Below are 22,418 nucleotides of genomic sequence, written 5' to 3'. Positions count from 1 at the left end.
GATACATCCATAAAGCCCGCCCTCAGAAGTCAAACGTCAAATCAGCTTAGCAAATAACCGGACAACCTACAAAGCGGCGTGGCGATTTAGAACCGCTCAGCTCGAAAGGGTGACATATCAATTTCTGTCGGCTTGCCTTCGATCATGTCAGCCAATAGCTGACCTGTCGCTGGACCAAGGGTAAACCCTTGGTGCCCGTGCCCAAATGCTAACCATAACCCAGGATGGCGTGGTGCCGGTCCAATAATCGGCTTCATATCTGGCAAACAGGGGCGCGCGCCCTTCCAGGCGGCCGCATCATGGCGCTCGCCAAGCGGAAATATAGTCCTGGCCACTTTTTCCGCTGCTTCCAGCTGATGCTCATCAGCGGGCGACTCTATTCGATCAAGCTCAGCACCGGTCGTCAGACGCACTCCTGCGTTCATGGGCGCCAGCAAATAGCCAACTTCAGCATCCATTAACCAGTAATTCAGCTTGGCTGGCGCTTGAGCAGCATAGTGCATGTGATAGCCACGCTTAACAAAGGTAGGAAAATGATAGCCCAGCCCTTTCATCCATTCGCCAGACCATGGTCCCAAGGCAACCACTACGTCATCAGCGTCAAGGGTTTGCGTTTCAGTAACGACCCGCCAGCGCTCGCCTGCTTGCTCAACTTTTTGAATATCCGCCTGAAGAAGCTTACCCCCGTTGTCCATAAAATCTTGCGCATAGGCGGCCACCAAGGCACCCGGATCGGCCACCGTCCAGGGGTCCAGCCAATGAATAGCGCCAATAATATCCTTACCTAAATTCGGCTCTTTGCTTTCAACGCCTGCACGATCCAGCACGTTAAACTGCACCCCATAATGCTCACGAGCTTCTTCAGCCTCTTTAATACGTTTTGCCAAGCGCGACTGCGTGCGGTAAATCTCTAACCACCCTTCACGGCGCACCAAGTGCTCGGCGCCAGCAGCTTCAATCATCGGACCGTGCGTTTTTAAGCACAATTGGATGAGAGAAGCCCACTCAGGAATGATTTTTTTATAGCGGCCTGACGAAGAGTTATGCCAATAGCTTAACAGGGGTGAAGCGGCATTCAGCATGCCTGCCGGGCGATAGCGAATATCCACGCGCTTGTTAGGCAGCACGCTTAAAATGGTTTTCATATCACGAGGGAATGCATAAGGACGCACCGCTTCTCGCTGAATGATGCCCGCATTACCAAACGACGTTTCCCGACCAGGCTGGCGTCTGTCCACCAAGGTGACCTGGTGCCCGCGACGCTGTAAATGCCATGCAATACTGACACCCACCATGCCTGCCCCTAGCACTACCGTTTGTCGCGTCATCTTGTATTCTCCTCAGCGCTAATACCTACGTTTAATACAGGCGAAAACAACGCCAGCAACTGATTGAAAAATATCACTAAACAAAGGGCACTTGCACAGTTTAAAAAGCTTTTTTCAAGGCTTTTTACAGCAATTAACGCTATAAAAATATCACTAGCAGACAACTCCACTGCTTTAGAGCTTTGCAGGCGGACAAAGCCACAAAAACAGCTTAAGCAGCAATTAAATGCAGGGTGTATGAAGAGCAAGCACAACCTAGGAAGCAGTAAGGAAGCATGACGAATAAAACAAGTTGTCTTTAAACAAACATTACAACATGCAGGAAGGAATATGAAAGAAAAATGCAGGGATCAAAAACAAAAAAACCACAATTAAGTGGTATCAGATAAGAAGAGAAGACATTAAATAAGCAATACGAATGGGGTGGATGATGGGTTTCGAACCCACGACCACCGGAGTCACAATCCGGGGCTCTACCACTGAGCTACATCCACCACAACCTAAAACTGTAGCCGCATATTACTATCGAATGGGGTGGATGATGGGGTTCGAACCCACGACCACCGGAGTCACAATCCGGGGCTCTACCACTGAGCTACACCCACCATTGATAGCACTAACGTACTTAAACTTTCCTAACCGGAAAATGACCATCGAACAGCATTACTAATGGCACGCCCAGCAGGACTTGAACCCGCAACCTACGGCTTAGAAGGCCGTTGCTCTATCCGGTTGAGCTATGGGCGCACATAAAGCATCCCAAAAAACACTGAACGCCAATGAGCACTTGACCACAACCAAACTTGGAAAAGCAAAGTAACGCCTTTCGCGTTAAGTGTGGTCGGGATGGAGGGATTCGAACCCCCGACATCCTGCTCCCAAAGCAGGCGCGCTACCAGACTGCGCTACATCCCGATTTATCACCTTTGACGCTTACCGCGCTGCTCGTCTCAAGCGAGGCATATATTACTATTTTTAAAATTAAAGTCAACACTTAACGCGATTGATTGTGTAGAAGCTTTGCCTGGCCGCTTGGGCATGCGAAAATTACTCCCTATAGTAAATGCTCAAGCAAGCGTGCTTTTGCATCAGCGCTCCAACCTCCATAGGATCTTTGTAAATGACCGCCCAACTTATCGATGGAAAAGCCATCGCTGCTCATGTCCGTCAACGCGTTGCCGAGAAGATAGCCAAACGTCAGCAAGCAGGCGCTCGTGCACCAGGACTAGCCGTTGTTGTGGTCGGTGAAGACCCGGCGTCTCACGTCTATGTTAGTAATAAACATCGAGCCTGCGAACAAGCGGGCATCCTATCGTTTCAACATGCCCTCCCCGCCGCTACCACGCAGCAAGCGTTGGAAGCATTGGTTGACCAGCTTAATGATGATGCAAGCATAGACGGCATCCTGGTTCAGCTACCGCTTCCAGCCCACCTGGACGCCAACCCGATTCTGGAGCGCATTAAGCCCGACAAAGATGTCGATGGTTTTCACCCCTACAATCTTGGCCGGCTTGCTCAGCGGTTGCCGGCTCTACGCCCCTGCACCCCCAAAGGGGTCATGACCATGCTGGCAGAAAGCGGCCTGTCGGTGCGTGGCTTAAACGCCACTATCGTTGGCGCTTCTAACATCGTGGGCCGTCCAATGGCGCTGGAACTGATGCTGGCAGGCGCGACCATCACTGTATGCCATCGCTTTACCCAGGATTTGCAGGCCCATGTTAACCGTGCCGACCTAGTGGTCGTGGCTGTCGGCAAACCTGGCATTGTTAAAGGGGAGTGGATTAAGGAAGGTGCCATTGTGATTGATGTTGGTATTAACCGTCAGGAAGATGGCTCGCTGGTGGGAGATGTTGATTTTGCAGCTGCGGCCGAGCGGGCCAGCTTTATCACCCCCGTTCCGGGGGGCGTAGGCCCCATGACCGTTGCCACTTTGCTTGAAAATACGCTTGAAGCGGCTGAGCATCACGACGCCAACGCTTAGGCTTACTGTACTGTTAATTTTTAGGGTTTGATAAAGGAGCCTATTCGATGAAGCGTATTGGCATTATTGGCGCAATGGCGCAAGAAGTCGGCATTCTGGTCGGGCAGCTCGACAATGCCGAGCGCTATGAGCATGCAGGGTTTGTATTTCATACCGGTATGCGCCATGGGCTAGAGGTAGTGATACTACAGTCCGGCATTGGCAAGGTGAATGCGGCTGTGGGTACCGCCATTCTTCTGGAACGCCACCACCCCGACGCTATCATCAATACGGGTTCAGCGGGCGGATTTGCAAGCGATCTCAACATTGGTGACGTCATCATTTCAGATGAAGTACGCCATCATGATGTCGATGCAGTGGTGTTCGGCTATGAAATAGGTCAAGTACCCGGCATGCCCGCGGCTTACCTGGCAGATGTTCAGCTACGCGCCATTGCCCGCCAGGCAATCAAAGAGGTTGGCGAGGTTAACGTCCGTGAGGGGCTTATTGCGACGGGCGATGCGTTTATGTCTGACCCTGCACACGTGGCTGCGACACAGGCCCACTTCCCTTCCATGCTGGCGGTTGAGATGGAGGCTGCGGCGATTGCGCAAACCTGTCACCTGTATCAATGCCCGTTCGTGGTGATTCGTGCGTTATCCGATATTCCGGGCAACGATGATAATCACCTTTCTTTTGAACAGTTCCTGGACGTAGCCGCCGCCCACTCATCGCGCATGGTGGACCACATGCTACAGACACTTGGCCAGCGCTAAGATCGTAGCAATAGCCGGTGTTTACCACTAACGAAAACGGAGCCAAATGGCTCCGTTTTCGTTTCTTACTTCATCAACAGTTACGCTTTAATGGACCACTCAAGCGACTCTCCCGCCAGCAATGGGACAATCGTTTTGCCCCCCGCGTAAGGATAGGCTTCCGGCAGTTGCCAAGGCTTACGCTCTAACGTGACTTTATCGGCATTAGGCGCCAAGCCATAAAAACGCGGACCATTCAGGCTGGCAAACGCTTCCAGCTTATCGAGCGCGCCCACTTCATCAAAGGCCCTTGCATATAATTCAATCGCCGCCGGTGCCGTGTAAGCGCCAGCGCAGCCACAACTGGACTCCTTATCGCCCTTGGCGTGAGGCGCGCTATCCGTACCTAAAAAGAACTTGGGGCTGCCACTGGTGGCTGCTTTCAGTAATGCCTGGCGGTGCTGTTCGCGCTTTAAGATAGGCAAGCAGTAGTAGTGCGGGCGAATCCCACCCACCAGCATTTTGTTGCGGTTAAACAGCAAGTGATGAACCGTAATAGTGGCCGCAATATTATCCGGTGCGTTTGCCACAAACTCTGCCGCTTGCTGGGTCGTAATATGCTCACAAACAACCTTTAACGCGGGATGGCGCGCCAGCAGAGGCTTCATTACCGTTTCGATAAATACCGCTTCACGATCAAAAATATCGATATCAGCAGTGGTTACTTCACCATGAACAAGCAGCGGCATTCCCACCTTGGCAAGCATGGCAATGGTGTCATCGCAGTGAGCAAGATCGGTGACACCCGAATCCGAGTTAGTGGTTGCCCCGGCAGGGTAAAGCTTAACCGCTTTGATCACGCCGCTTTGTGCTGCGCGCTCAATTTCCTCAGGCGGCGTCGTATCGGTTAAATAGAGCGTCATAAGTGGCTCGAACGTGCTGCCTTCAGGCAAGGCCGCCAAAATACGCTCACGGTATTCAAGCGCCTGAGCCGTGGTCGTTACCGGAGGCGTTAAGTTAGGCATAATAATCGCACGGCCCATTTGGGCGGCGGTATGGCCTACCACGGCTTTCAGCGCCTCGCCATCACGCAAATGGAGGTGCCAGTCATCGGGGCGGGTCAGGGTAATAGCGTCCACGGCAAGTCCTAAGCTGTTTAAAGAAGAAAAGCCAATACAGTATACGTGATCCACTTGGCGGAGAAATCTGCTTATCAATGTCACACACCGTAACAAGTATCGTATTATAACGGCACTCTTAGAGGTTCAAGGTCCAATTGTTTATGCAAAATGTGCGACGCTATGCGGATATTATTGCCAGCATAGAGGGGCTGGTATGGCTAGGTCTCGCTTGGTCGATTTCTATTTCCGTACATACCGGCAATACCGAGCCGACGCTGGCAGCACTTTTTATCGTGGGTGCGCTGGTGCTATTTAGCTGGGCACACCGACCGATGCGCTATCTACTGCGCCGCTACCATATCCGTAAGCGGCGCACGGATATGTGGATTCATATTCTGGCGCTACCCCTTCTGCTCGCGATGTTCTTTCATATCATGGTGGAAGCGACGTTAGGCAGCACCTGGCTGCCACCAAAAATGCTGTTATTCAATCTAATGGCATCCGCTGGCTGGCTGACCTATGTCATGACGCTACTCATTAAGGTTGTCATTCACAGCATCAAAACTTCACGTAAATAGGTAGTAGCCCATGCAAACGGCTTTGCCGCTGCCCCTCTCGACCCCGAACCGCAATCTGGTTCGCCTCACTATTGTTCGGGGAATCACCTGGACAGGGTTTCTGATCGCCATTGTGGTCGGCGTGGAGCTACTGGCCTTTGAATTACCCGTCACCGCGGTCGTCAGTGTCGTTATCGCTATGGGCTTATTGAATATCGCCACCTGGTGGCGATTGGGGCGCCCGCGAGCGGTGGAGCATATTGAGTATCTGCTGCATTTATTGGCCGACATTGCGGGCCTGACCCTGGTATTTTATTTTTCGGGAGGCTCCACCAATCCGTTTATTACCTACTATCTGGTGCCTGTGACGATTGCTGCGGCAACGCTTCCGTGGCGCCATGCCTGGATATGTGCGGTCTGCGCCATGGCAGGCTACAGCTTTCTAATGTTCTTTTACCACCATGTCCCCCAACTGGCGCATATTAATAGCGATGAAATGCTCAATCTGCATGTCATGGGCATGTGGCTTAACTTTGGCCTTTCAGCAGGCCTGGTCACGTTTTTTATCTATAAGATGGCCCATGCACTGCGTAATCGAGATAAAGCACTTTCACTTACTCGCGAAGCGGCGCTGCGTAACGAACAGGTGCTGGCTGTAGCCACTCAGGCGGCGGGCACAGCACACGAACTAGGCACCCCGCTTTCGACCATGGCCATACTGTTAAAAGAGATGCAGGATGAGGCCCCCGAAGGGGGAACATTACAGCAGGATATTCGCTTACTGCGCCAGCAAGTCGACATTTGCAAATCTCGTCTTCAGCATTTGGTCACCAGTGCCGATCGGCGACGTATGGCAGAACCCGAGATACTGGATGCCCAGACCTGGCTAACCGGCGTTGTGCAGCGCTGGTTAGTGTTGCGGCCAGATGTTAGCCACCAATTTGAGATCGTTGAAAGGCGCGGCAAACCCTGGCTTGCGGTTGACACAACGCTGGACCAGGCACTAATGAACCTGCTAAACAATGCCGCTGATGCCAACCCCGAACATGTTTCTATTCGTCTTGATTGGCAGGAAGAGAGTGTTGTCATTGATATTCGTGATCACGGCCCGGGCATTGCCATGTCTATCGCTGACCAGCTCGGTGATACGTTTATTTCTACCAAGAGCAAGGGGATGGGCATTGGCCTGTTTTTAACCCATGCCACGATCAATCGCTTTGGCGGAGGTGTTAGTCTGTATAATCATCCCGAAGGTGGCACGCTGACAGAAGTAACGCTTCCGCGTAGCTCCGCCCCCCTTTAAGCCAAACTAACGGCACAGCCTAATTGAAACGCGTTTTAGTGTGTTTCAAGCACTATCGTTGAGGACATCATGCAAACGACAGATCAGCGCCTGCTAATTATTGATGACGATGAAATGTTCTGTCACGTGCTCAGCCGAGCGTTCACCCGCCGCGGTTATGAGGTAATGACAGCGCATGATGCAGACCAGGCGCTTGCGGTAGCCGTTCAGTTTCAACCCACCATGGCCACGCTCGACCTCAAGCTTGAAAACAGCTCAGGACTAAAGCTACTCCCAGAGATGTTAGCCGCCGTGCCAAGCTGCCGTATTGTGGTGCTTACCGGTTACTCAAGCATTGCCACGGCCGTGGAGGCCATGAAGCTCGGAGCCGTCAACTACCTGTGCAAACCAGCCGACGCTGACGACATTGTCGCATCCTTTGAACACCAGGAAGGCGACCCCAATATAGAGCTTGCTGATAACCCTCCGTCCATTAATCGAATCACGTGGGAGCATATTCAAAAAGTGCTTCATGAACACGACGGCAATATTTCCGCGACGGCTCGCGCGCTCGGTATGCATCGCCGGACACTCCAGCGTAAGCTGCAAAAACGCCCCGTTAAGCGTTAGTCCTGCACCAGCGGCCTGCTCCGCGGCAGAGCCAACACTCGCCGCGTTGAGTTTGCCTACCGCATTAGCTCCCAAACCGGCCACCGCAGACGCCGATACCATCGGCGTCATTGCCTTACCCTATTGGCGAAACAAGGACTGCTACGCCACAATAAGCACCCTTGAGCCATCCATCACTTTGACGTTAGGAGTTTTCGCATGTTTGTGGTTATTTTTGGCAGAATGACCTGCCCTTTCTGCGTCCGTGCCAAGCAACTTGCTGAGCATTTGGAAACAATCGGTAAGATCGAGGGTTACCGCTATGTCGATATGCCCTCTGAAGGCGTTACTAAAGAGGACATCGCTAAAACGGCAGGCAAGCCTATCCATACGGTTCCGCAAGTATTTGTCGACCAAACGCACATAGGCGGTTTTACCGAATTCGACAGGTTTGTACGTGAGAAGCAGTTATTAACTCCCCAGGAAGATTCGTTACGTTAAATTTGCCGTTTATAGTCGGTGAACACGCTTTTTCTCGCCTGCCTATACTGGGTTTTAAACAAGTACCCTCTTTCTAACATCGCTTGTTTAGGCGGCGAGGATAGCATCGTGCAACGTGATGAATTCGTACAGCAGCTTTGGCTTGACTATATTCACTCGCACCCCGACATCGGCGGTTTGCGTCTTTGGCCTCTCTCCTCTACGGCGGAATACTTAACGCTCGTAACGCTTAACCATGGTCCTTTTTCTGCATCTGTTTTGAATAACCGGTTGGCGCACATGGGTTATCGTCAGGTTGCCCATTATGCGATGGCTGACAAGGGCCTTCTTATTCGCCTTCTCGCGCCTGATGACCAAGGAAGTTGGCTAGTACTAGCTGAGCTACAGTTGGGGACGCTGTCAAAACTGCCTCGTGAGGCGCTGGCTGCGCTGGTGAATCAATCACACCCACAGGACTGCAAGGGCCACAACTTACTTTGCCGCGGTCGTCCGTGGCCCATGCCCTCCTGGTCGCTGTATCAGCAGCTTCTAAAGGCGCACCCTCTTGCTGCCTGGCTGGCGGTTATGGGCCCGCGCCTACACCATGCAGGCTTTGATTGTGCCGAGCTCGGCGATACGCTAACAGCGCTTAATGACCAGCTAGAAAAAACAGGCATGCCCGGTGAAAAAGAGCCGCAAAACGGCGTGTTTGCGCTTTCCACGCTTATTGAGCATCATTTTTATCCAGCCATGCCGCAACGCATCATCTTTAGTGATGGCGATGAGCATCGCCTCTGCCTGGGCGGTTTGGCGCTGACTCAAAAACATATCGATGCGGGCCATGAACGCATCGCCGAAATACTCATTCCGGCCCATGCCCGCTGTGAGATTGTCTAAGCAGCCTGCCAAGGCTGCTTAAAACAGGTAACGTACTTACATTTGCGTTTACGCTTCCACAAACGTCATTTCGGGTACATGGTCAGGCACTATCAGCTTACCCGCCGTTTTTTCGATAATTTCATCGATGCTGACCCCGGGCGCGCGCTCTTTAAGCACAAAGGCGCCGTCTTTAATTTCCAGGTAGGCCAAGTCAGTCAGAACGCGGTTAATACAACCAGCGCCCGTCAGCGGTAGAGTACACTGCTCAAGCAGCTTCGACTCGCCATGCTTGGAGGCGTGGGTCATCGTGCAAATAATATTTTCAGCGCCAGCCACTAGGTCCATGGCTCCCCCCATTCCTTTAATCAACTTGCCTGGCACCATCCATGACGCAATGTTGCCATTCTGATCGACTTCAAACGCACCTAAAACGGTGAGATCCACATGCCCACCACGGATCATGGCAAAAGATTCTGCCGATGAAAAAATAGCAGCACCAGGCCGAGCGGTCACCGTCTCTTTACCAGCATTAATCATGTCAGCATCAAGCTCTTCCTCCGTCGGGAAACGCCCCATGCCCAATAAACCATTTTCTGACTGAAGCATCACATCAATGCCTTCAGGAATGTAGTTGGCGACCAGAGTGGGAATACCAATACCCAAATTTACATAAAAGCCATCTTCCAGTTCACGCGCAACACGCTGCGCCATCTGTTCACGTGTTAAAGCCATGGTGGCAACCTCATTATTGAGCGATTAAAAAAAGTTGTTTAGCCGTTAACGGTCAACGATTTAGCCATGCACCGTGCGTTTCTCGATGCGTTTCTCAAACGAACCCTGAATAATCCGATCCACATAAATACCCGGGGTATGGATCTGGCTGGGCTCAAGCTCACCAGGCTCTACAATTTCTTCAACTTCCACCACTGTGATTTTTCCAGCGGTCGCCACCAAGGGATTAAAGTTTTGCGCTGTATGGCGGTACACGACATTGCCATAACGATCCGCTTTCCAGCCTTTTACTATTGCGAAGTCACCGACGATGGCTTCTTCCATGATGTAGTGGCGCCCGTTAAATTCGCGCACCTCCTTACCTTCACCAATGGGAGTACCGTAGCCTGTCGCGGTATAGAACGCTGGAATACCTGCGCCACCCGCCCGCATTTTTTCAGCCAGCGTGCCTTGAGGGGTAAGCACAACCTCAATGTCATCGTTGAGCATCTGCTGCTCAAAGAGCGCGTTTTCGCCGACATAAGAGGCAAATATTTTGCGGATTTGACGATCTTCAAGCAGAACGCCCAAACCAAAACCATCAACGCCGCAATTATTAGAAGCAATCGTCAGGTTCTTAACACCTCGACGTTTTATTTCTGCTATCAGGTTTTCTGGTATTCCGCATAGGCCAAAGCCGCCAGCCAGTACGGTCATTCCGTCTTCGATACCTTCCATCGCTTCGGCATAGGAAGCAACACGCTTATCAAATCCTGCCATTATTATGCCTCGCCTCGTTGTCGGTGGTGCGTACAATGCGCTTATCGGTACTGTCAGTGTTGTCTCTATTACTATACCTGGTTACCCAAGCCCAAAAAGTGATGCCTATCACAGGCTGCCTTAAGCTTAGCCATTAAAGAGCCAGAAGTGTCGCTGGATAGAAAATTACTTTTTGAAGCGCGCAAAGGTAACGACAATAAAATAAGTGCTTTTTTACCATTGTGCTGGGCAGTATGGCATTGATCCATTAGCATTAATCGCATCGTTATACGTTTCATTGAAGGACGGATATGGCTATTTTCAAGGGCTTAGTCAGCATTGCGCTGTTCACGCTCACCACGCTTTTTTGGGGCATTCCCCTTATTGCGCTCACTTTTCTAAAAGTCGTTATCCCAGTGAAACGCTTTAGAAAATGGATACTTGACGGCTTATGCGCCGTGGCCCTTAACTGGATCGGCGCTAATCTTTGGTGGATGAAGCGCTGGCTGAGGCCAGATGTCACTTTTTCGATTCCTGAATCGTTGAGCCCACACCAATGGTGGCTGGTCATATCCAATCACCGTAGCTGGACCGACATTTTTATTCTTTTCATGGCCTTGCACCGCCGTATCCCTATGCCGCGTTTTTTTCTAAAACGACAATTGATCTGGATCCCGATTGTAGGTCTTGCCTTTTGGGCACTTGAATTTCCGTTTATGCGCCGCTTTAGCCGTGAACAGATCGCCAAGAACCCCACTCTTGCCACGATAGACCGCCAATCCACAGCATCCATGTGCCATCGGGCACGGAGCGCCCCCATCGCCATATTTAATTTCATCGAAGGCACACGGTTTACCATAGCGAAGCGCGATGCACAGAAAAGCCCATATCAGCATTTGTTAAGGCCAAAAGCAGGGGGAATTTCGCAGGTACTTAGCCTGCTTGGCGATCAATTGGATGGTATTCTTGATGTAACGATCAGTTACGCTAACCCGTCGCCAACGTTTTGGGGGTTTTTATGCGGTCAGGAAGCGCCTATTACACTACAGGCACGAACATTGCCCATTCCCCAGTGGATGCACGAATCCGACTACCACGAAGAAAAGCAGCATAAGGAACGCTTCCACGCATGGACCAATTCACTCTGGCAGGAAAAAGATGCCTTGTTGGACAGCCAATCCGATCACGCCTAACTGTCTGGCTTGGTGCCTGCTTGCTAATTAGCGTATTAACAGGCTGTGCAGGTTCGTCGCCCTCTTCCTCCCAACGCGATGCCGTACCCACCCATAGTGCGAGCCAAATCAGTGGCAACTGGGTGGTCGTTCAACGTGGAGATACGCTAGGAAAACTGGCTAACCGAGCTAACGTACCTCTTGAACGTCTGGAGCGTTTTAATCCAGGCGTCAATGCGCGTCGTCTTGCGGTTGGCCAGCGCTTGATGATACCTACTCAACAAGAGCGTGCTCCCTCCGGCGGCCCTTACCGTTATCAAATCCGGCCTGGCGATACGTACTCCAACATAGCACGACACTTTGGCACGACCAGTGGACGTATTCAGAGCGCCAACCCCGGCGCTTCGCCCACCGCGCTAAGGATAGGCCAAATCATCAGCGTTCCTTTAAGTAGCGGCGGTACGCGTAGCCCAGCGCCTACCAGCAACGCCTCGCCCAGTAATCGTCCGGCGTCCTCTAGTGGTACCTCTAGCAACACCCCGGCAGCGTCGCCTCCGGCCCCTACGTCATTACCCGCATCCGCGCGCCGCTGGCATTGGCCGCTTGAAGACTATCGCATTGTCAGACGTTTTGGCGCAGACAGCCGAGGAGCATTGCAACCCATGCTGCTTGCGACCCAAGCCGGTGCGCGTGCTCAGGCCGTAGCCCCCGGCGAGGTACGCTTTGCAAACGGTATGCGCCAGCTAGGTGAAGTCGTGATTGTGCACCACGCTGATAATCTGCAAACCGTGTATGCACTGTGTGAACGCACGCTGGTCTCGGTCGGACAGCAAGTCAAAGCAGGTGATGAACTGTGCGAAGTAGGTCAAAGTAATACTACTCAACGTTACGATCTGTTGTTTGATTTACGCCAGGGCGGCAAGCCGATTGATCCCGGCAAGGTACTGCGTTAATACGCTTGCTAAACGAGCAAAGCCCCTTATCAAAAGGGGCTTTGTTTTCTATAACGACTGCTTACGGTTGGCTTAACCGCGATAATAGCGGGGCTTAACAAAGGGCATAGGCGTTACGGTCATCGGTAGTTGTTTGCCGCGCACATCCGCAAACACGTTGCTTGCTGGCGCTTCCCAATCGCGGCTGACATACCCTATAGCGACAGGATACCCAACGCTTGGCCCAAACGTGCCTGACGTTACGACTCCAACTTCGTTACCTGACGCATCCCGCAACACAGCACCTTCTCGAATAGGCGCCCTACCTTCTGCCAGCAACCCTACACGCTTGCGTAAATGATCCCTGGCATCGATTTGATGAAGAATGACATCCGCCCCAGGAAAACCTGCCGAACGCTCCCCCCCATGACGACGGGGCTTACCAATCGCCCAAATCAATCCGGCTTCCACTGGCGTTGTAGTGGCATCCATATCATGCCCATAAAGACATAGCCCGACCTCCAGACGCAACGAATCGCGAGCGCCTAGCCCAATCGCCTCAACTTCCGGCTCCGCCAACAAGCGCTTGGCAAACGCTTCACAGGCATCGGCTGCTACGGAAATTTCAAACCCATCTTCGCCGGTATAGCCACTGCGGCTCACCCATACCTCATGCCCATCAATGGTAAAACGTTGATGCTGCATGAACACCAGTTCACATGCCGCTGGGCAAAGGCGCTGCATAACTGCATGTGCCTGAGGGCCTTGCAGGGCAAGCAAGCCGCGGTCTAACAACTCAATTTTGTGGGTGGCGCCCAAATTTTCCCGCAAATGCGCCAAATCCTGGTCTTTACAAGCAGCATTAACCACCAGATAGAAGTGGTCGCCACCATTAACGACCATTAAGTCATCAATAATTCCACCTTCAGTATTGGTAAACAGACCATAGCGCTGCTCACCTTTTGGGAGCCCCACTAAATCCGCAGGAATCAGTGTTTCCAGCGCCTTGGCGGTATCTTCCCCCGATACAAGAATCTGCCCCATGTGAGAAACGTCAAAGAGGCCACACTGTTGCCGGGTATGCTCATGCTCTTTTTTTACCCCCAGTGGATACTGCACCGGCATATCATATCCAGCAAAGGGCACCATTTTTGCCCCGAGTTCAAGGTGCAGTGCGTGAAGTGGCGTATGCTTTAGATCGGTCATGATAGTTCCTTGGTAAAAACGAACAACGGGGAGCTATTGTCATAGCTCCCCGATGCGATTACTGCTTAAGCGGCCAATATCGCTTACTTGTCATGGTCGAGTTCTTCACCGGCTAACACTTCCTTGCCCGCAAAGTAGTCTTTGGTCAGCTTGAAAACCACCGGGGAAAGCAGCGCCAGCGCAATCAGGTTGGGAATGGCCATCATGGCATTGAAGGTGTCGGCCATGAGCCAGATAAAGCCGAGCTGCGCAATAGCACCCAGTGGAATGGCTAATACGAACAGAACGCGATAGAGCATGATAGAGCGCGTTCCAAACAGGAACTGGAAACATTTTTCGCCATAAAACGACCAGCCTAGAATAGTCGTGAAGGCAAAGATAGCCAGCGCGATAGCCACAATGGGATTACCGAATCCAGGCAGCGCCTGGTCAAAGGAGAGCGCGGTAAGCGATGCGCCTTCTTCACCCGTTTGCCATACCGTAGAGGTCAGGATCACCAGTGCCGTAATAGTACAAACGATAATGGTATCAATGAAGGTGCCCAGCATGGCAATAAGCCCTTGGCGAACCGGGTTTTTAGTTCTGGCCGCGGCATGAGCAATAGGCGCACTACCTAAACCTGCCTCATTGGAGAAAATACCCCGCGCCACACCGAAGCGAATAGCGGCCATCACAGCGGCACCCGCAAAACCACCTGCCGCCGCCATGGGGTTAAAGGCGTAGTAGAAGATCAGACTAAAGGCCTCGCCGATTTGCCCTGCGTTAACAATCAGCACCAGCACACCGGCAATCACATAGGCTATCCCCATGATCGGTACGAGCTTCCCAGCGACTTTCGCAATCCGCTTGATACCACCTAGAATGACCGCGCCGGCCAACACCATGATGATGACACCGGTAAGCCAATGCGGTACGCCAAAGGTGACGTCCATCGCATCTGCGACCGAGTTTGACTGCACCGTATTACCAATACCAAAGGCTGCGACAGCACCAAAAAACGAGAACAGACCGCCAAGCCAAAGCCACTTTTCACCCAGCCCGTTTTTAATATAAAACATGGGGCCACCTACGTGGTGGCCGGTATTATCTGTTTCACGATAGCGTACAGCCAATACCGCTTCGGCGAATTTTGTTGCCATTCCCACCAGCGCTGTAATCCACATCCAAAACACAGCACCAGGGCCACCTAATGCAATTGCGGTGGCCACACCGGCAATATTGCCGGTACCGATGGTAGCTGAAAGCGCCGTCATCAGGGCATTAAAGGGGGAAATTTCGCCGTCTTCATCGGACTTGTCGACGCCAGCCTTAGCGACGACGTCCTTGTGGGCAGGTTTAGGCTCACGCCCCTGCCAAAGTAGCTTGAACCCCATGCCCAACTTTCTGATGGGCATTAATTTTAAACCAATTTGTAGGTAGATCCCCACACCCAGTAGCAAAATCAACATCAATGGCCCCCACACGACGCCATTGATCGCCCCAAAAAGGCTATTTAACGTTTCCACACGCTTCTCCTTACCCTATTCGTTCAATTTTTATAGATGTTTGCCCGTCAGAAAACGGGCATTCACGATTATTGTGTTTAGCTAATATAGCGATATCATGGGCACGCCCCATCTTTAATAGCATGATAGAGGCAATTATTAACATGCTCAGGTGAACCACCTGTATGTTTTACACCATTATCCCTGTTCGCTTCTATGCTTAGGCCCTTCTAAATAGTAAATGCCTTCGTACCTCCCCGCCCGATAGGCACGCTGGGTCATAAAATCTCCCTTGCTGAGCATTTTTTAGCTCACAGGAAACTTGTTTCCGATCAGAAACACGTTAACATGCTTAAAAATTCGTTTATTGGCTGGCACGCTGGTAGTCGCCAAGACTTCCGACAAGCGCTAGTATTAGCCTGTCCAGTCAATTGTTTCATAAAGGGAATCATCATGAGCAACCTTCCTGCAAATCTGCGTTACGCGAAAAGCCATGAATGGGTACTTGATCATCAAGACGGCACCGTCAGCGTAGGGATTAGTGACCACGCCCAAGAAGCGCTTGGCGATGTGGTATTTGTTGAACTACCCGAAGTAGGTCAAACGCTTACCCAGGGCAAAGAGTTCGGCGTTATTGAATCGGTAAAGGCGGCTTCCGACCTCTACGCCCCGGTAAGCGGGGAAGTTATCGAAATTAATGACGCGCTTGAAGACTCACCCGAAACGGTGAACGACGCACCCTATGAAGGCGGCTGGCTGATGAAGGTACGCCTGACCGACCAGAATCTGGACGGCTTACTGGATGCTGATGCTTATCAGGCCACATTAAGCACTGACGATTAATACCGCAAAGCCTGCCCTTTACGGCAGGCTTTGTATTTTATGCCTCTACCACGCTTCTCTTTCTCGCTCGGAATCTTCCCATGTCATTTGAAACACGCCGCTTGTCCGAACTGGCCGACCACGATGCTTTTATCAAACGTCATAACGGCCCGAATGCCGACGACGTAGATACCATGTTAAACGTGCTCAATATCAAGCGCATGGAAGATCTGATTGAGCAAACCATACCCAGCGATATTCGCCTTGGCCGTGAACTGAACCTGGATGACCCACGTAGTGAGGCTGAAGCGCTTGAGTACTTAGGCCAGCTGGCTCGCCAGAACCGTGTTGCTAAAAGCTATATTGGCCAGGGTTATTACGGCACGCATATGCCAGCGGTTATTCAACGTAATGTGCTCGAAAACCCGGGTTGGTATACCGCTTATACGCCCTATCAGCCAGAAATTTCTCAAGGCCGGTTGGAGGGATTATTAAACTTTCAGCAGGTTATTATGGACCTGACCGGAATGGAGCTTGCCAATGCTTCATTACTGGATGAGGCCACGGCAGCCGCAGAAGCCATGGCGCTATGTAAGCGGAGTAATAAAAAGAGCAAATCCAACGCTTTCTTTATTGCCGACGATATTTTTCCGCAAACCCTTGATGTCGTAAAAAACCGCGCTGATTTTTTTGGTTTTGAAATCATTACAGGGCCTGCCGATACGCTTGCCGACCATGATGTGTTTGGCGCGTTGCTTCAGTACCCTTCCGCCAGCGGCGAAGTACGTGACTTGGCACCTCTGTTAAAGGCGGCCACTGCCCATAACATCATGACCTGTGTAGCCTCTGACTTGCTGAGTCTGGTGCTTCTCAAGGAACCCGGCGCGTTAGGTGCGGATATCGTGATTGGCAATTCGCAGCGTTTTGGGGTGCCGATGGGCTTTGGTGGCCCACATGCGGCGTTCTTTGCCACCTCAGATAAGCTTAAGCGCTCTATTCCCGGGCGTATTATCGGTGTATCCAAAGATAGCCGAGGCAACACCGCCCTGCGGATGGCCATGCAGACGCGCGAGCAGCATATCCGTCGCGAAAAGGCCACCTCCAACATCTGCACGGCGCAGGCTCTTTTAGCCAATATCGCAGGGTTCTACGCGACCTACCACGGTGCTGAAGGGCTGCGTAAAATTGCTGGGCGTGTCCATCGGCTCACCACGTTGCTTGCTCAAGGCTTGCAGCAATCTGGCGTTGCGCTGGTGCATAACAGCTGGTTTGATACGCTGCGCTTAACTCAGGTAGATGCAGGTAAAATTCATGGCCGCGCCATGACGCACGATGTCAATCTCCACTACTTCGCCAATGGCGATGTAGGCATCAGCTTGGATGAAACAACCACCGCACACGATGTTGCCACCCTATTTGATGTGCTGCTGGGTAATGAACACGGGCTTTCTGTCGCAGCGCTGGATGAGCAGGTAATTGCCAGCGCCACCACGGGCATCCCCGCCGCCTGCCAGCGGGAAAGTGGTTTTCTGAGCCACCCCACCTTTAACCGATACTGCAGCGAAACAGAAATGCTGCGTTATCTAAAACGCTTGGAGAATAAGGACTTGTCGCTTGCCCATGCGATGATCCCTTTAGGCTCTTGCACCATGAAACTTAACGCTACCAGCGAAATGATCCCTATTTCCTGGCCTGCGTTTGCAGACTTGCACCCGTTTGCGCCGCGCGACCAAGTCGCTGGCTATCATCAGATGATTGATGAACTGGCCGCGTTTCTGGTAGAAATCACCGGTTACGATCATATTTCCATGCAACCTAACTCGGGCGCGCAGGGTGAGTACGCGGGCCTGCTGGCCATTCGCCGTTACCAGGCTGCGCAAGGCGAAGCACACCGTAATGTGTGCCTGATCCCAAGCTCTGCCCATGGTACCAACCCGGCAACAGCGGCCATGGTGGGCATGGAGGTGGTCGTTGTAGAGTGTGATCAGAACGGCAATATCGATATAAATGACCTAATGGACAAAGCCGCCCAGCATAGTGATAAGCTCTCGGCGATCATGATTACTTACCCGTCGACTCATGGTGTTTTCGAATCTCATGTGCGCAAGGTCTGTGACGTGGTGCATCAGCACGGTGCCCAAGTGTATGTCGATGGCGCCAATATGAATGCTCAAGTGGGGCTCACGCGCCCTGGCGACTTCGGGGGCGACGTATCGCACCTTAACCTACATAAGACCTTCTGCATTCCCCACGGCGGCGGCGGCCCGGGTATGGGGCCTATCGGCGTAAAAGCTCACTTGGCGCCTTATGTCTCCAACCACGTGGTGACACCTATCAATGGCGTTAACCCAGAGAGCGGTGCCGTCTCAGCGGCAGCGTTTGGCAGCGCATCCATCCTGCCTATCTCGTGGGCCTATATTAAAATGATGGGCGCCCGAGGGCTTCGCGAGGCAACACAGTTAGCCATTTTGAACGCTAACTACACCGCCAAGCGCCTGGAGGAGTCCTACTCCATTCTCTATCGGGGAACTAACGGCATGGTTGCCCACGAATGCATTATTGATATTCGCCCACTAAAAGCAGCGTCAGGTATCAGTGAGGAAGATATTGCCAAGCGGTTGATGGACTATGGCTTCCATGCGCCCACCATGTCATTTCCGGTGCCAGGCACACTGATGATAGAGCCGACCGAGTCCGAGTCGCTCTATGAAATTGACCGATTCTGCGATGCCATGATTGCCATCCGCGAAGAGATCAAGCGTGTTGAAAGTGGCGAGTGGACGCTGGATAACAACCCGTTGGTTAACGCCCCCCACACACAGGCCGACATTATGGACAGCCAGTGGGAGCGGCCTTATGACCGCCAACTGGGCGCTTTTCCCACTGAAGCGGTCACTGCAGCCAAATACTGGCCAACCGTTAATCGGGTGGATAATGTGTTTGGGGATCGTCAGCTTATTTGTTCTTGCCCGGGTATTGATGAATACCGGAAGTAAAACACGCTAGACGCCTAATACGTAAGCCAACGCTTCAGCAAGTGAACGCCTTTGAGCCCTTATTCGGGTACCAGAGGCGTTCTTTCCTGGATGCGTTGCTTACAAAAACCATCCAACAGTTTTTCATAGCGTTTAGGTAGTACGGAGTCACGCCGACGTAGCAGATAGAGCTCTTCATTCACCGCAATGGGTAAGGTTAACGCTTTCACCTGACGTTGCCACGGTGACGTTTCCAATACCAATAAAGAAACCACTGTAAACCCAAGCCCGCGAGCAACCGCATCCAGCACCATACCGACTTCGTTGGTAAACCCCTGGTAGCGAAAATGTGTCATTGAGCGAAACTCACCTGGATAATTCGCTCTCAACAGTGAATACGCGTGGTTAATGCCATCGTAGTAGTTAAGAAAGCCGATACCCATTAAATCAGACAGCGTACTCCCGGCAAAATCAGCGGGCACCACTAGGCACAGCGGCTCTTTATGCCATAGCGTGCAGGTAAGGTCAGGATGGTTGAGCGCGTCCGTCACGATACCTATATCGTAGCGCCCTTCCAGCAAGTCATTCACAATTTCATGGTTAAACGCAAAGCTATAATTAACGGTTAAGTTAGGATGCATTTGCTGCTGACCTAACATAAACGGATACAGCATGAGACCAACACTTCCAGGCGACGCAATACGGCACTCACCACTGTCCAGGGAGTCATCATCCAAGCCATGACGAAATTGTTCATGCTCAGCAAAGAGTTTTAACGCGTAATCGTAAGCACGGCGACCCGATTCCGTTAAGGTAAAACTTCGCCCTTTACGCTCAATTAGCGTTTTATCAAGGTAGTTTTCCAATTTACGTACATGCTGACTAACCCCGGGCTGGGTCATCTCCAGGCGATGTGCCGTACGTGTAAAACTACCGGTCTCAACTAACGTAATAAATGTCCGAAAATACTGGGCATTAAACATAATAAAACGCCATTTTCTATAGCCACCGTGTGCGCGTATTTTGCGCATAGAGTAGCACAGTTGGGCTTGTCACTGGTTGCGCTGTACCCATCGCTTTAGCGTGCTAGTATGCAATGAGTTAAAAAAATGACCAGGAATCGACGCACTAATGACATCAATTATCCAGCCTCGTGCCACTATCTCTAGCATTATCTCTCCCGAAGGAAGCCTTGAAGTGCTTTCACAGCACGAGGTTAATCGGCTACAAAGCACCTCACAAAACGGCTTACATGATTTACTGCGCCGCTGTGCACTGGCTGTCTTGAATTGCGGAAGGCCCACCGATGACAGTGTGGCTATTCTTGAAGCGTATAAAGATTTTGATATTGAGGTGTTACAACAGGATAGAGGAATTCGCTTAAAGCTGACCAATGCGCCCGCGGAAGCCTTTGTCGATGGCCAGATGATACGCGGCATTCGTGAGCACCTCTCCTCCATTATTCGCGATATTGTTTACGTATATAACGAGATTCAGAACCACAACCGCTTTGACCTTAATACAGCGGAAGGAACCACCAACGCCGTTTTTCATATTTTGCGTAAAGCCGGCACATTAAAGCCTGGGCGTGACCCAAGCCTGGTAGTTTGCTGGGGCGGACACTCCATTTCACGTGATGAGTACGAGTACTCAAAAGATGTTGGCTACCATCTTGGGCTGCGTGATTTAGACATTTGTACCGGCTGTGGGCCTGGCGCCATGAAAGGGCCGATGAAAGGCGCAAATGTTGCTCATGCCAAACAGCGGCGTCAGGATAGCCGTTACCTGGGGATTTCCGAGCCTGGCATTATTGCCGCAGAAGCCCCCAATCCCATTGTTAATGAACTCGTCGTCATGCCTGACATTGAAAAGCGCTTGGAAGCGTTTGTACGTCTAGGCCATGGCATTATCGTCTTCCCTGGCGGGGTCGGTACGGCTGAAGAGATTTTGTATCTACTCGGCATACTGCTACACCCAAATAACAGTGAAACACCCTTCCCTCTCATTTTCACAGGGCCTGCGGACTCGGCCGCATATTTCCAAAAAATAGACGAATTTCTGGTCTATACCCTGGGTGAAGAAATTCGTCGCTACTACACTATCATTACCGGTGACCCGGTGGCGGTCGCCCGTAAGATGCGTACTGGGATTGATACCATTAAAGAGTTCCGGCGCAATCAGCAGGATGCCTTTTACTATAATTGGCGTCTCACCATTGCACGAGATTTTCAAGCGACCTTCGAACCTACCCACGAAGCCATGCGTGAGCTCGCTCTGCATCGCCAGCAGCCCAAGCATGAACTTGCCGCCAATCTTCGTCGTGCTTTTTCTGGGATTGTGGCTGGAAATGTTAAGGAACAAGGCATTAAAGCCATTAAAGCCCACGGTCCCTTTGTGCTAACCGCAGAACCTGCCCTGATGCAGCACCTGGACGAGTTACTGACCTCATTTGTTGCCCAAGGGCGCATGAAACTTGATGGCCAGCCCTACACGCCGTGTTATGTTTTAAAATAACCGCGGCTCCAAGGCGCTATTTGCAGCACAATTACCAGTATCTACAGCCGAGAAATCGGCTGCTTCACTTGTCCCCGGAAGAAAACCTTGCTCATCGCCCTACTGACGCTATTAGCTGCTGGCATTATTAAAGGTGCTATTGGTTCGGGTGTGCCGGTGTTGGTTGTGCCGGTATTTACCATGCTTTATGACGTTAAGCTCGCGATTGCCGTACTGGTTGTCCCCAACCTGTTTAGCAACCTGCTTCAGGTATGGCAATACCGGCGCCACCTACTGCCCATCCGGTTTCTAGCTGCTTTTTCGATAGCGGGCGCGCTAGGTATTATTCTGGGCACTTGGGGGTTAGTGGTTCTCTCGCCAAAGCTGCTGTCGTTAGGCGTTGCAGGCGCGATTGTCTTGTATCTAATCATCAAACTAACAAGACGGCGCTTGGTACTTTCCTACGCACTGGCTTCACGAATCGTCATCCCGGTTGGCTTACTGGGCGGTATATTGCAAGGCGCTGCGGGCATGTCCGCCCCCGCTTCAATTACATTTTTGAATGCGATGAAGCTGGAAAGGCCTGTGTTTATTGGCTCAATTTCCGTCTTTTTTGTGGCGCTTACCTGCGTGCAAATTCCCGCGCTCTTAAAGGCTGACATACTGACAATGCAGCGTTCGCTTTATAGCGTCATTGCTCTAGGCATCATTTTGACGGCCATGCCGCTGGGTGCCTACCTGGGAAATCGAATGCCACACCGTTGGTTTGATAATTTAATCATGCTGCTGCTTACGGGTATCGCCATTAAAATTATTATTGATACGCTACTCTAAGCTTGATGCCCTAAGATTAAGATCCTAAAGCAAAAAACAAGAAACAATCTACACTCTAG

General features: G+C 51.7%; 20 protein-coding genes and 4 tRNA genes. 13 read left to right on the top strand and 11 right to left on the bottom strand.

Annotated elements, in window-relative coordinates:
• Nucleotides 1-86: 86 nt before the first annotated feature.
• The 5 genes from ACT3TJ_RS16870 to ACT3TJ_RS16850 all read right to left on the bottom strand — a co-directional run bounded on the left by ACT3TJ_RS16870 (nt 87) and on the right by ACT3TJ_RS16850 (nt 2,243).
• Nucleotides 87-1,328, bottom strand: a complete 1,242-nt coding sequence (locus ACT3TJ_RS16870; RefSeq protein ID WP_444622622.1) for an NAD(P)/FAD-dependent oxidoreductase — start codon at nt 1,326-1,328, stop codon at nt 87-89.
• Between the two features lie 419 nt (nt 1,329-1,747).
• A tRNA-His gene (locus tag ACT3TJ_RS16865) sits at nt 1,748-1,822 on the bottom strand.
• A 36-nt stretch (nt 1,823-1,858) separates the two neighbouring features.
• Nucleotides 1,859-1,933, bottom strand: a tRNA-His gene (locus ACT3TJ_RS16860).
• Between the two features lie 65 nt (nt 1,934-1,998).
• Nucleotides 1,999-2,075, bottom strand: a tRNA-Arg gene (locus ACT3TJ_RS16855).
• A 91-nt stretch (nt 2,076-2,166) separates the two neighbouring features.
• Nucleotides 2,167-2,243: transfer RNA gene (locus ACT3TJ_RS16850), tRNA-Pro, on the bottom strand.
• 205 nt (nt 2,244-2,448) lie between these two features.
• On the opposite strand from ACT3TJ_RS16850, the gene folD reads away from it, so the two are divergent.
• Together folD and mtnN are read left to right on the top strand one after the other, a co-directional pair.
• Complete coding sequence (folD, locus tag ACT3TJ_RS16845) at nt 2,449-3,309, top strand: bifunctional methylenetetrahydrofolate dehydrogenase/methenyltetrahydrofolate cyclohydrolase FolD (protein WP_172116589.1); 861 nt, start codon at nt 2,449-2,451, stop codon at nt 3,307-3,309.
• 47 nt (nt 3,310-3,356) lie between these two features.
• Nucleotides 3,357-4,064, top strand: coding sequence for a 5'-methylthioadenosine/S-adenosylhomocysteine nucleosidase (gene mtnN, locus ACT3TJ_RS16840; RefSeq protein WP_444622621.1), 708 nt, complete (start codon nt 3,357-3,359; stop codon nt 4,062-4,064).
• An 80-nt stretch (nt 4,065-4,144) separates the two neighbouring features.
• Here mtnN and pyrC read toward each other — a convergent pair whose 3' ends face one another.
• A complete protein-coding gene (gene pyrC, locus ACT3TJ_RS16835; RefSeq protein ID WP_444622620.1) occupies nt 4,145-5,182 on the bottom strand; it encodes a dihydroorotase in 1,038 nt (345 codons plus the stop codon).
• Between the two features lie 143 nt (nt 5,183-5,325).
• Here pyrC and ACT3TJ_RS16830 point away from each other — a divergent pair, with 143 nt between their 5' ends.
• The 5 genes from ACT3TJ_RS16830 to ACT3TJ_RS16810 all read left to right on the top strand — a co-directional run bounded on the left by ACT3TJ_RS16830 (nt 5,326) and on the right by ACT3TJ_RS16810 (nt 8,989).
• A complete protein-coding gene (locus tag ACT3TJ_RS16830) occupies nt 5,326-5,742 on the top strand; it encodes a hypothetical protein (RefSeq protein ID WP_444622619.1) in 417 nt (138 codons plus the stop codon).
• Nucleotides 5,743-5,752: 10 nt separating this feature from the next.
• The gene (locus ACT3TJ_RS16825; protein ID WP_172116583.1) at nt 5,753-7,024 is read left to right on the top strand and encodes an ATP-binding protein; all 1,272 of its coding nucleotides are present in this window, start codon (nt 5,753-5,755) and stop codon (nt 7,022-7,024) included.
• A gap of 69 nt (nt 7,025-7,093) precedes the next feature.
• Nucleotides 7,094-7,633, top strand: coding sequence for a response regulator transcription factor (locus tag ACT3TJ_RS16820; RefSeq protein WP_172116582.1), 540 nt, complete (start codon nt 7,094-7,096; stop codon nt 7,631-7,633).
• A 198-nt stretch (nt 7,634-7,831) separates the two neighbouring features.
• The gene (locus ACT3TJ_RS16815) at nt 7,832-8,113 is read left to right on the top strand and encodes a GrxA family glutaredoxin (protein WP_172116581.1); all 282 of its coding nucleotides are present in this window, start codon (nt 7,832-7,834) and stop codon (nt 8,111-8,113) included.
• A 108-nt stretch (nt 8,114-8,221) separates the two neighbouring features.
• Entirely contained in the window at nt 8,222-8,989 is a 768-nt protein-coding gene (locus ACT3TJ_RS16810; protein WP_193053525.1) for a DUF1338 family protein, read from the top strand.
• 48 nt (nt 8,990-9,037) lie between these two features.
• On the opposite strand, the gene ACT3TJ_RS16805 is transcribed toward ACT3TJ_RS16810, so the two are convergent.
• Both ACT3TJ_RS16805 and ACT3TJ_RS16800 read right to left on the bottom strand, forming a co-directional pair.
• Nucleotides 9,038-9,703, bottom strand: a complete 666-nt coding sequence (locus ACT3TJ_RS16805) for a CoA transferase subunit B (protein WP_193053524.1) — start codon at nt 9,701-9,703, stop codon at nt 9,038-9,040.
• Nucleotides 9,704-9,763: 60 nt separating this feature from the next.
• Complete coding sequence (locus tag ACT3TJ_RS16800; RefSeq protein ID WP_087105500.1) at nt 9,764-10,462, bottom strand: CoA transferase subunit A; 699 nt, start codon at nt 10,460-10,462, stop codon at nt 9,764-9,766.
• Nucleotides 10,463-10,752: 290 nt separating this feature from the next.
• Between ACT3TJ_RS16800 and ACT3TJ_RS16795 the strand changes: the two genes are divergently transcribed.
• Nucleotides 10,753-11,634: an acyltransferase gene (locus ACT3TJ_RS16795; RefSeq protein ID WP_444622618.1), complete on the top strand. Its 882-nt coding sequence runs from the start codon at nt 10,753-10,755 to the stop codon at nt 11,632-11,634.
• Nucleotides 11,635-11,756: 122 nt separating this feature from the next.
• Nucleotides 11,757-12,566: a LysM peptidoglycan-binding domain-containing protein gene (locus tag ACT3TJ_RS16790; RefSeq protein WP_444622623.1), complete on the top strand. Its 810-nt coding sequence runs from the start codon at nt 11,757-11,759 to the stop codon at nt 12,564-12,566.
• A gap of 72 nt (nt 12,567-12,638) precedes the next feature.
• On the opposite strand, the gene gcvT is transcribed toward ACT3TJ_RS16790, so the two are convergent.
• Both gcvT and ACT3TJ_RS16780 read right to left on the bottom strand, forming a co-directional pair.
• Nucleotides 12,639-13,751, bottom strand: a complete 1,113-nt coding sequence (gcvT, locus tag ACT3TJ_RS16785; RefSeq protein ID WP_193056386.1) for a glycine cleavage system aminomethyltransferase GcvT — start codon at nt 13,749-13,751, stop codon at nt 12,639-12,641.
• Between the two features lie 83 nt (nt 13,752-13,834).
• Nucleotides 13,835-15,256 (bottom strand): alanine/glycine:cation symporter family protein, encoded by a 1,422-nt coding sequence (locus ACT3TJ_RS16780; protein ID WP_444622617.1) that lies wholly within the window; start codon nt 15,254-15,256, stop codon nt 13,835-13,837.
• Nucleotides 15,257-15,688: 432 nt separating this feature from the next.
• Between ACT3TJ_RS16780 and gcvH the strand changes: the two genes are divergently transcribed.
• Together gcvH and gcvP are read left to right on the top strand one after the other, a co-directional pair.
• Nucleotides 15,689-16,078, top strand: a complete 390-nt coding sequence (gene gcvH, locus ACT3TJ_RS16775; protein ID WP_441679039.1) for a glycine cleavage system protein GcvH — start codon at nt 15,689-15,691, stop codon at nt 16,076-16,078.
• Nucleotides 16,079-16,158: 80 nt separating this feature from the next.
• Nucleotides 16,159-19,053, top strand: coding sequence for an aminomethyl-transferring glycine dehydrogenase (gene gcvP, locus ACT3TJ_RS16770; RefSeq protein ID WP_444622616.1), 2,895 nt, complete (start codon nt 16,159-16,161; stop codon nt 19,051-19,053).
• Between the two features lie 59 nt (nt 19,054-19,112).
• Here gcvP and ACT3TJ_RS16765 read toward each other — a convergent pair whose 3' ends face one another.
• Nucleotides 19,113-20,015, bottom strand: a complete 903-nt coding sequence (locus ACT3TJ_RS16765) for a LysR family transcriptional regulator (protein ID WP_193053518.1) — start codon at nt 20,013-20,015, stop codon at nt 19,113-19,115.
• Between the two features lie 148 nt (nt 20,016-20,163).
• Between ACT3TJ_RS16765 and ppnN the strand changes: the two genes are divergently transcribed.
• Both ppnN and ACT3TJ_RS16755 read left to right on the top strand, forming a co-directional pair.
• The gene (gene ppnN, locus ACT3TJ_RS16760; protein WP_216657936.1) at nt 20,164-21,546 is read left to right on the top strand and encodes a nucleotide 5'-monophosphate nucleosidase PpnN; all 1,383 of its coding nucleotides are present in this window, start codon (nt 20,164-20,166) and stop codon (nt 21,544-21,546) included.
• A gap of 87 nt (nt 21,547-21,633) precedes the next feature.
• Nucleotides 21,634-22,359, top strand: coding sequence for a TSUP family transporter (locus ACT3TJ_RS16755; RefSeq protein ID WP_444622615.1), 726 nt, complete (start codon nt 21,634-21,636; stop codon nt 22,357-22,359).
• Nucleotides 22,360-22,418 lie beyond the last annotated feature (59 nt).

This window comes from Halomonas sp. AOP30-A1-24, from assembly GCF_052378165.1.
GTDB lineage: Bacteria > Pseudomonadota > Gammaproteobacteria > Pseudomonadales > Halomonadaceae > Vreelandella > Vreelandella citrativorans.
Note: the sequence above shows the minus strand (reverse complement) of the source record. Positions and strands in the feature narration are given on the sequence as shown.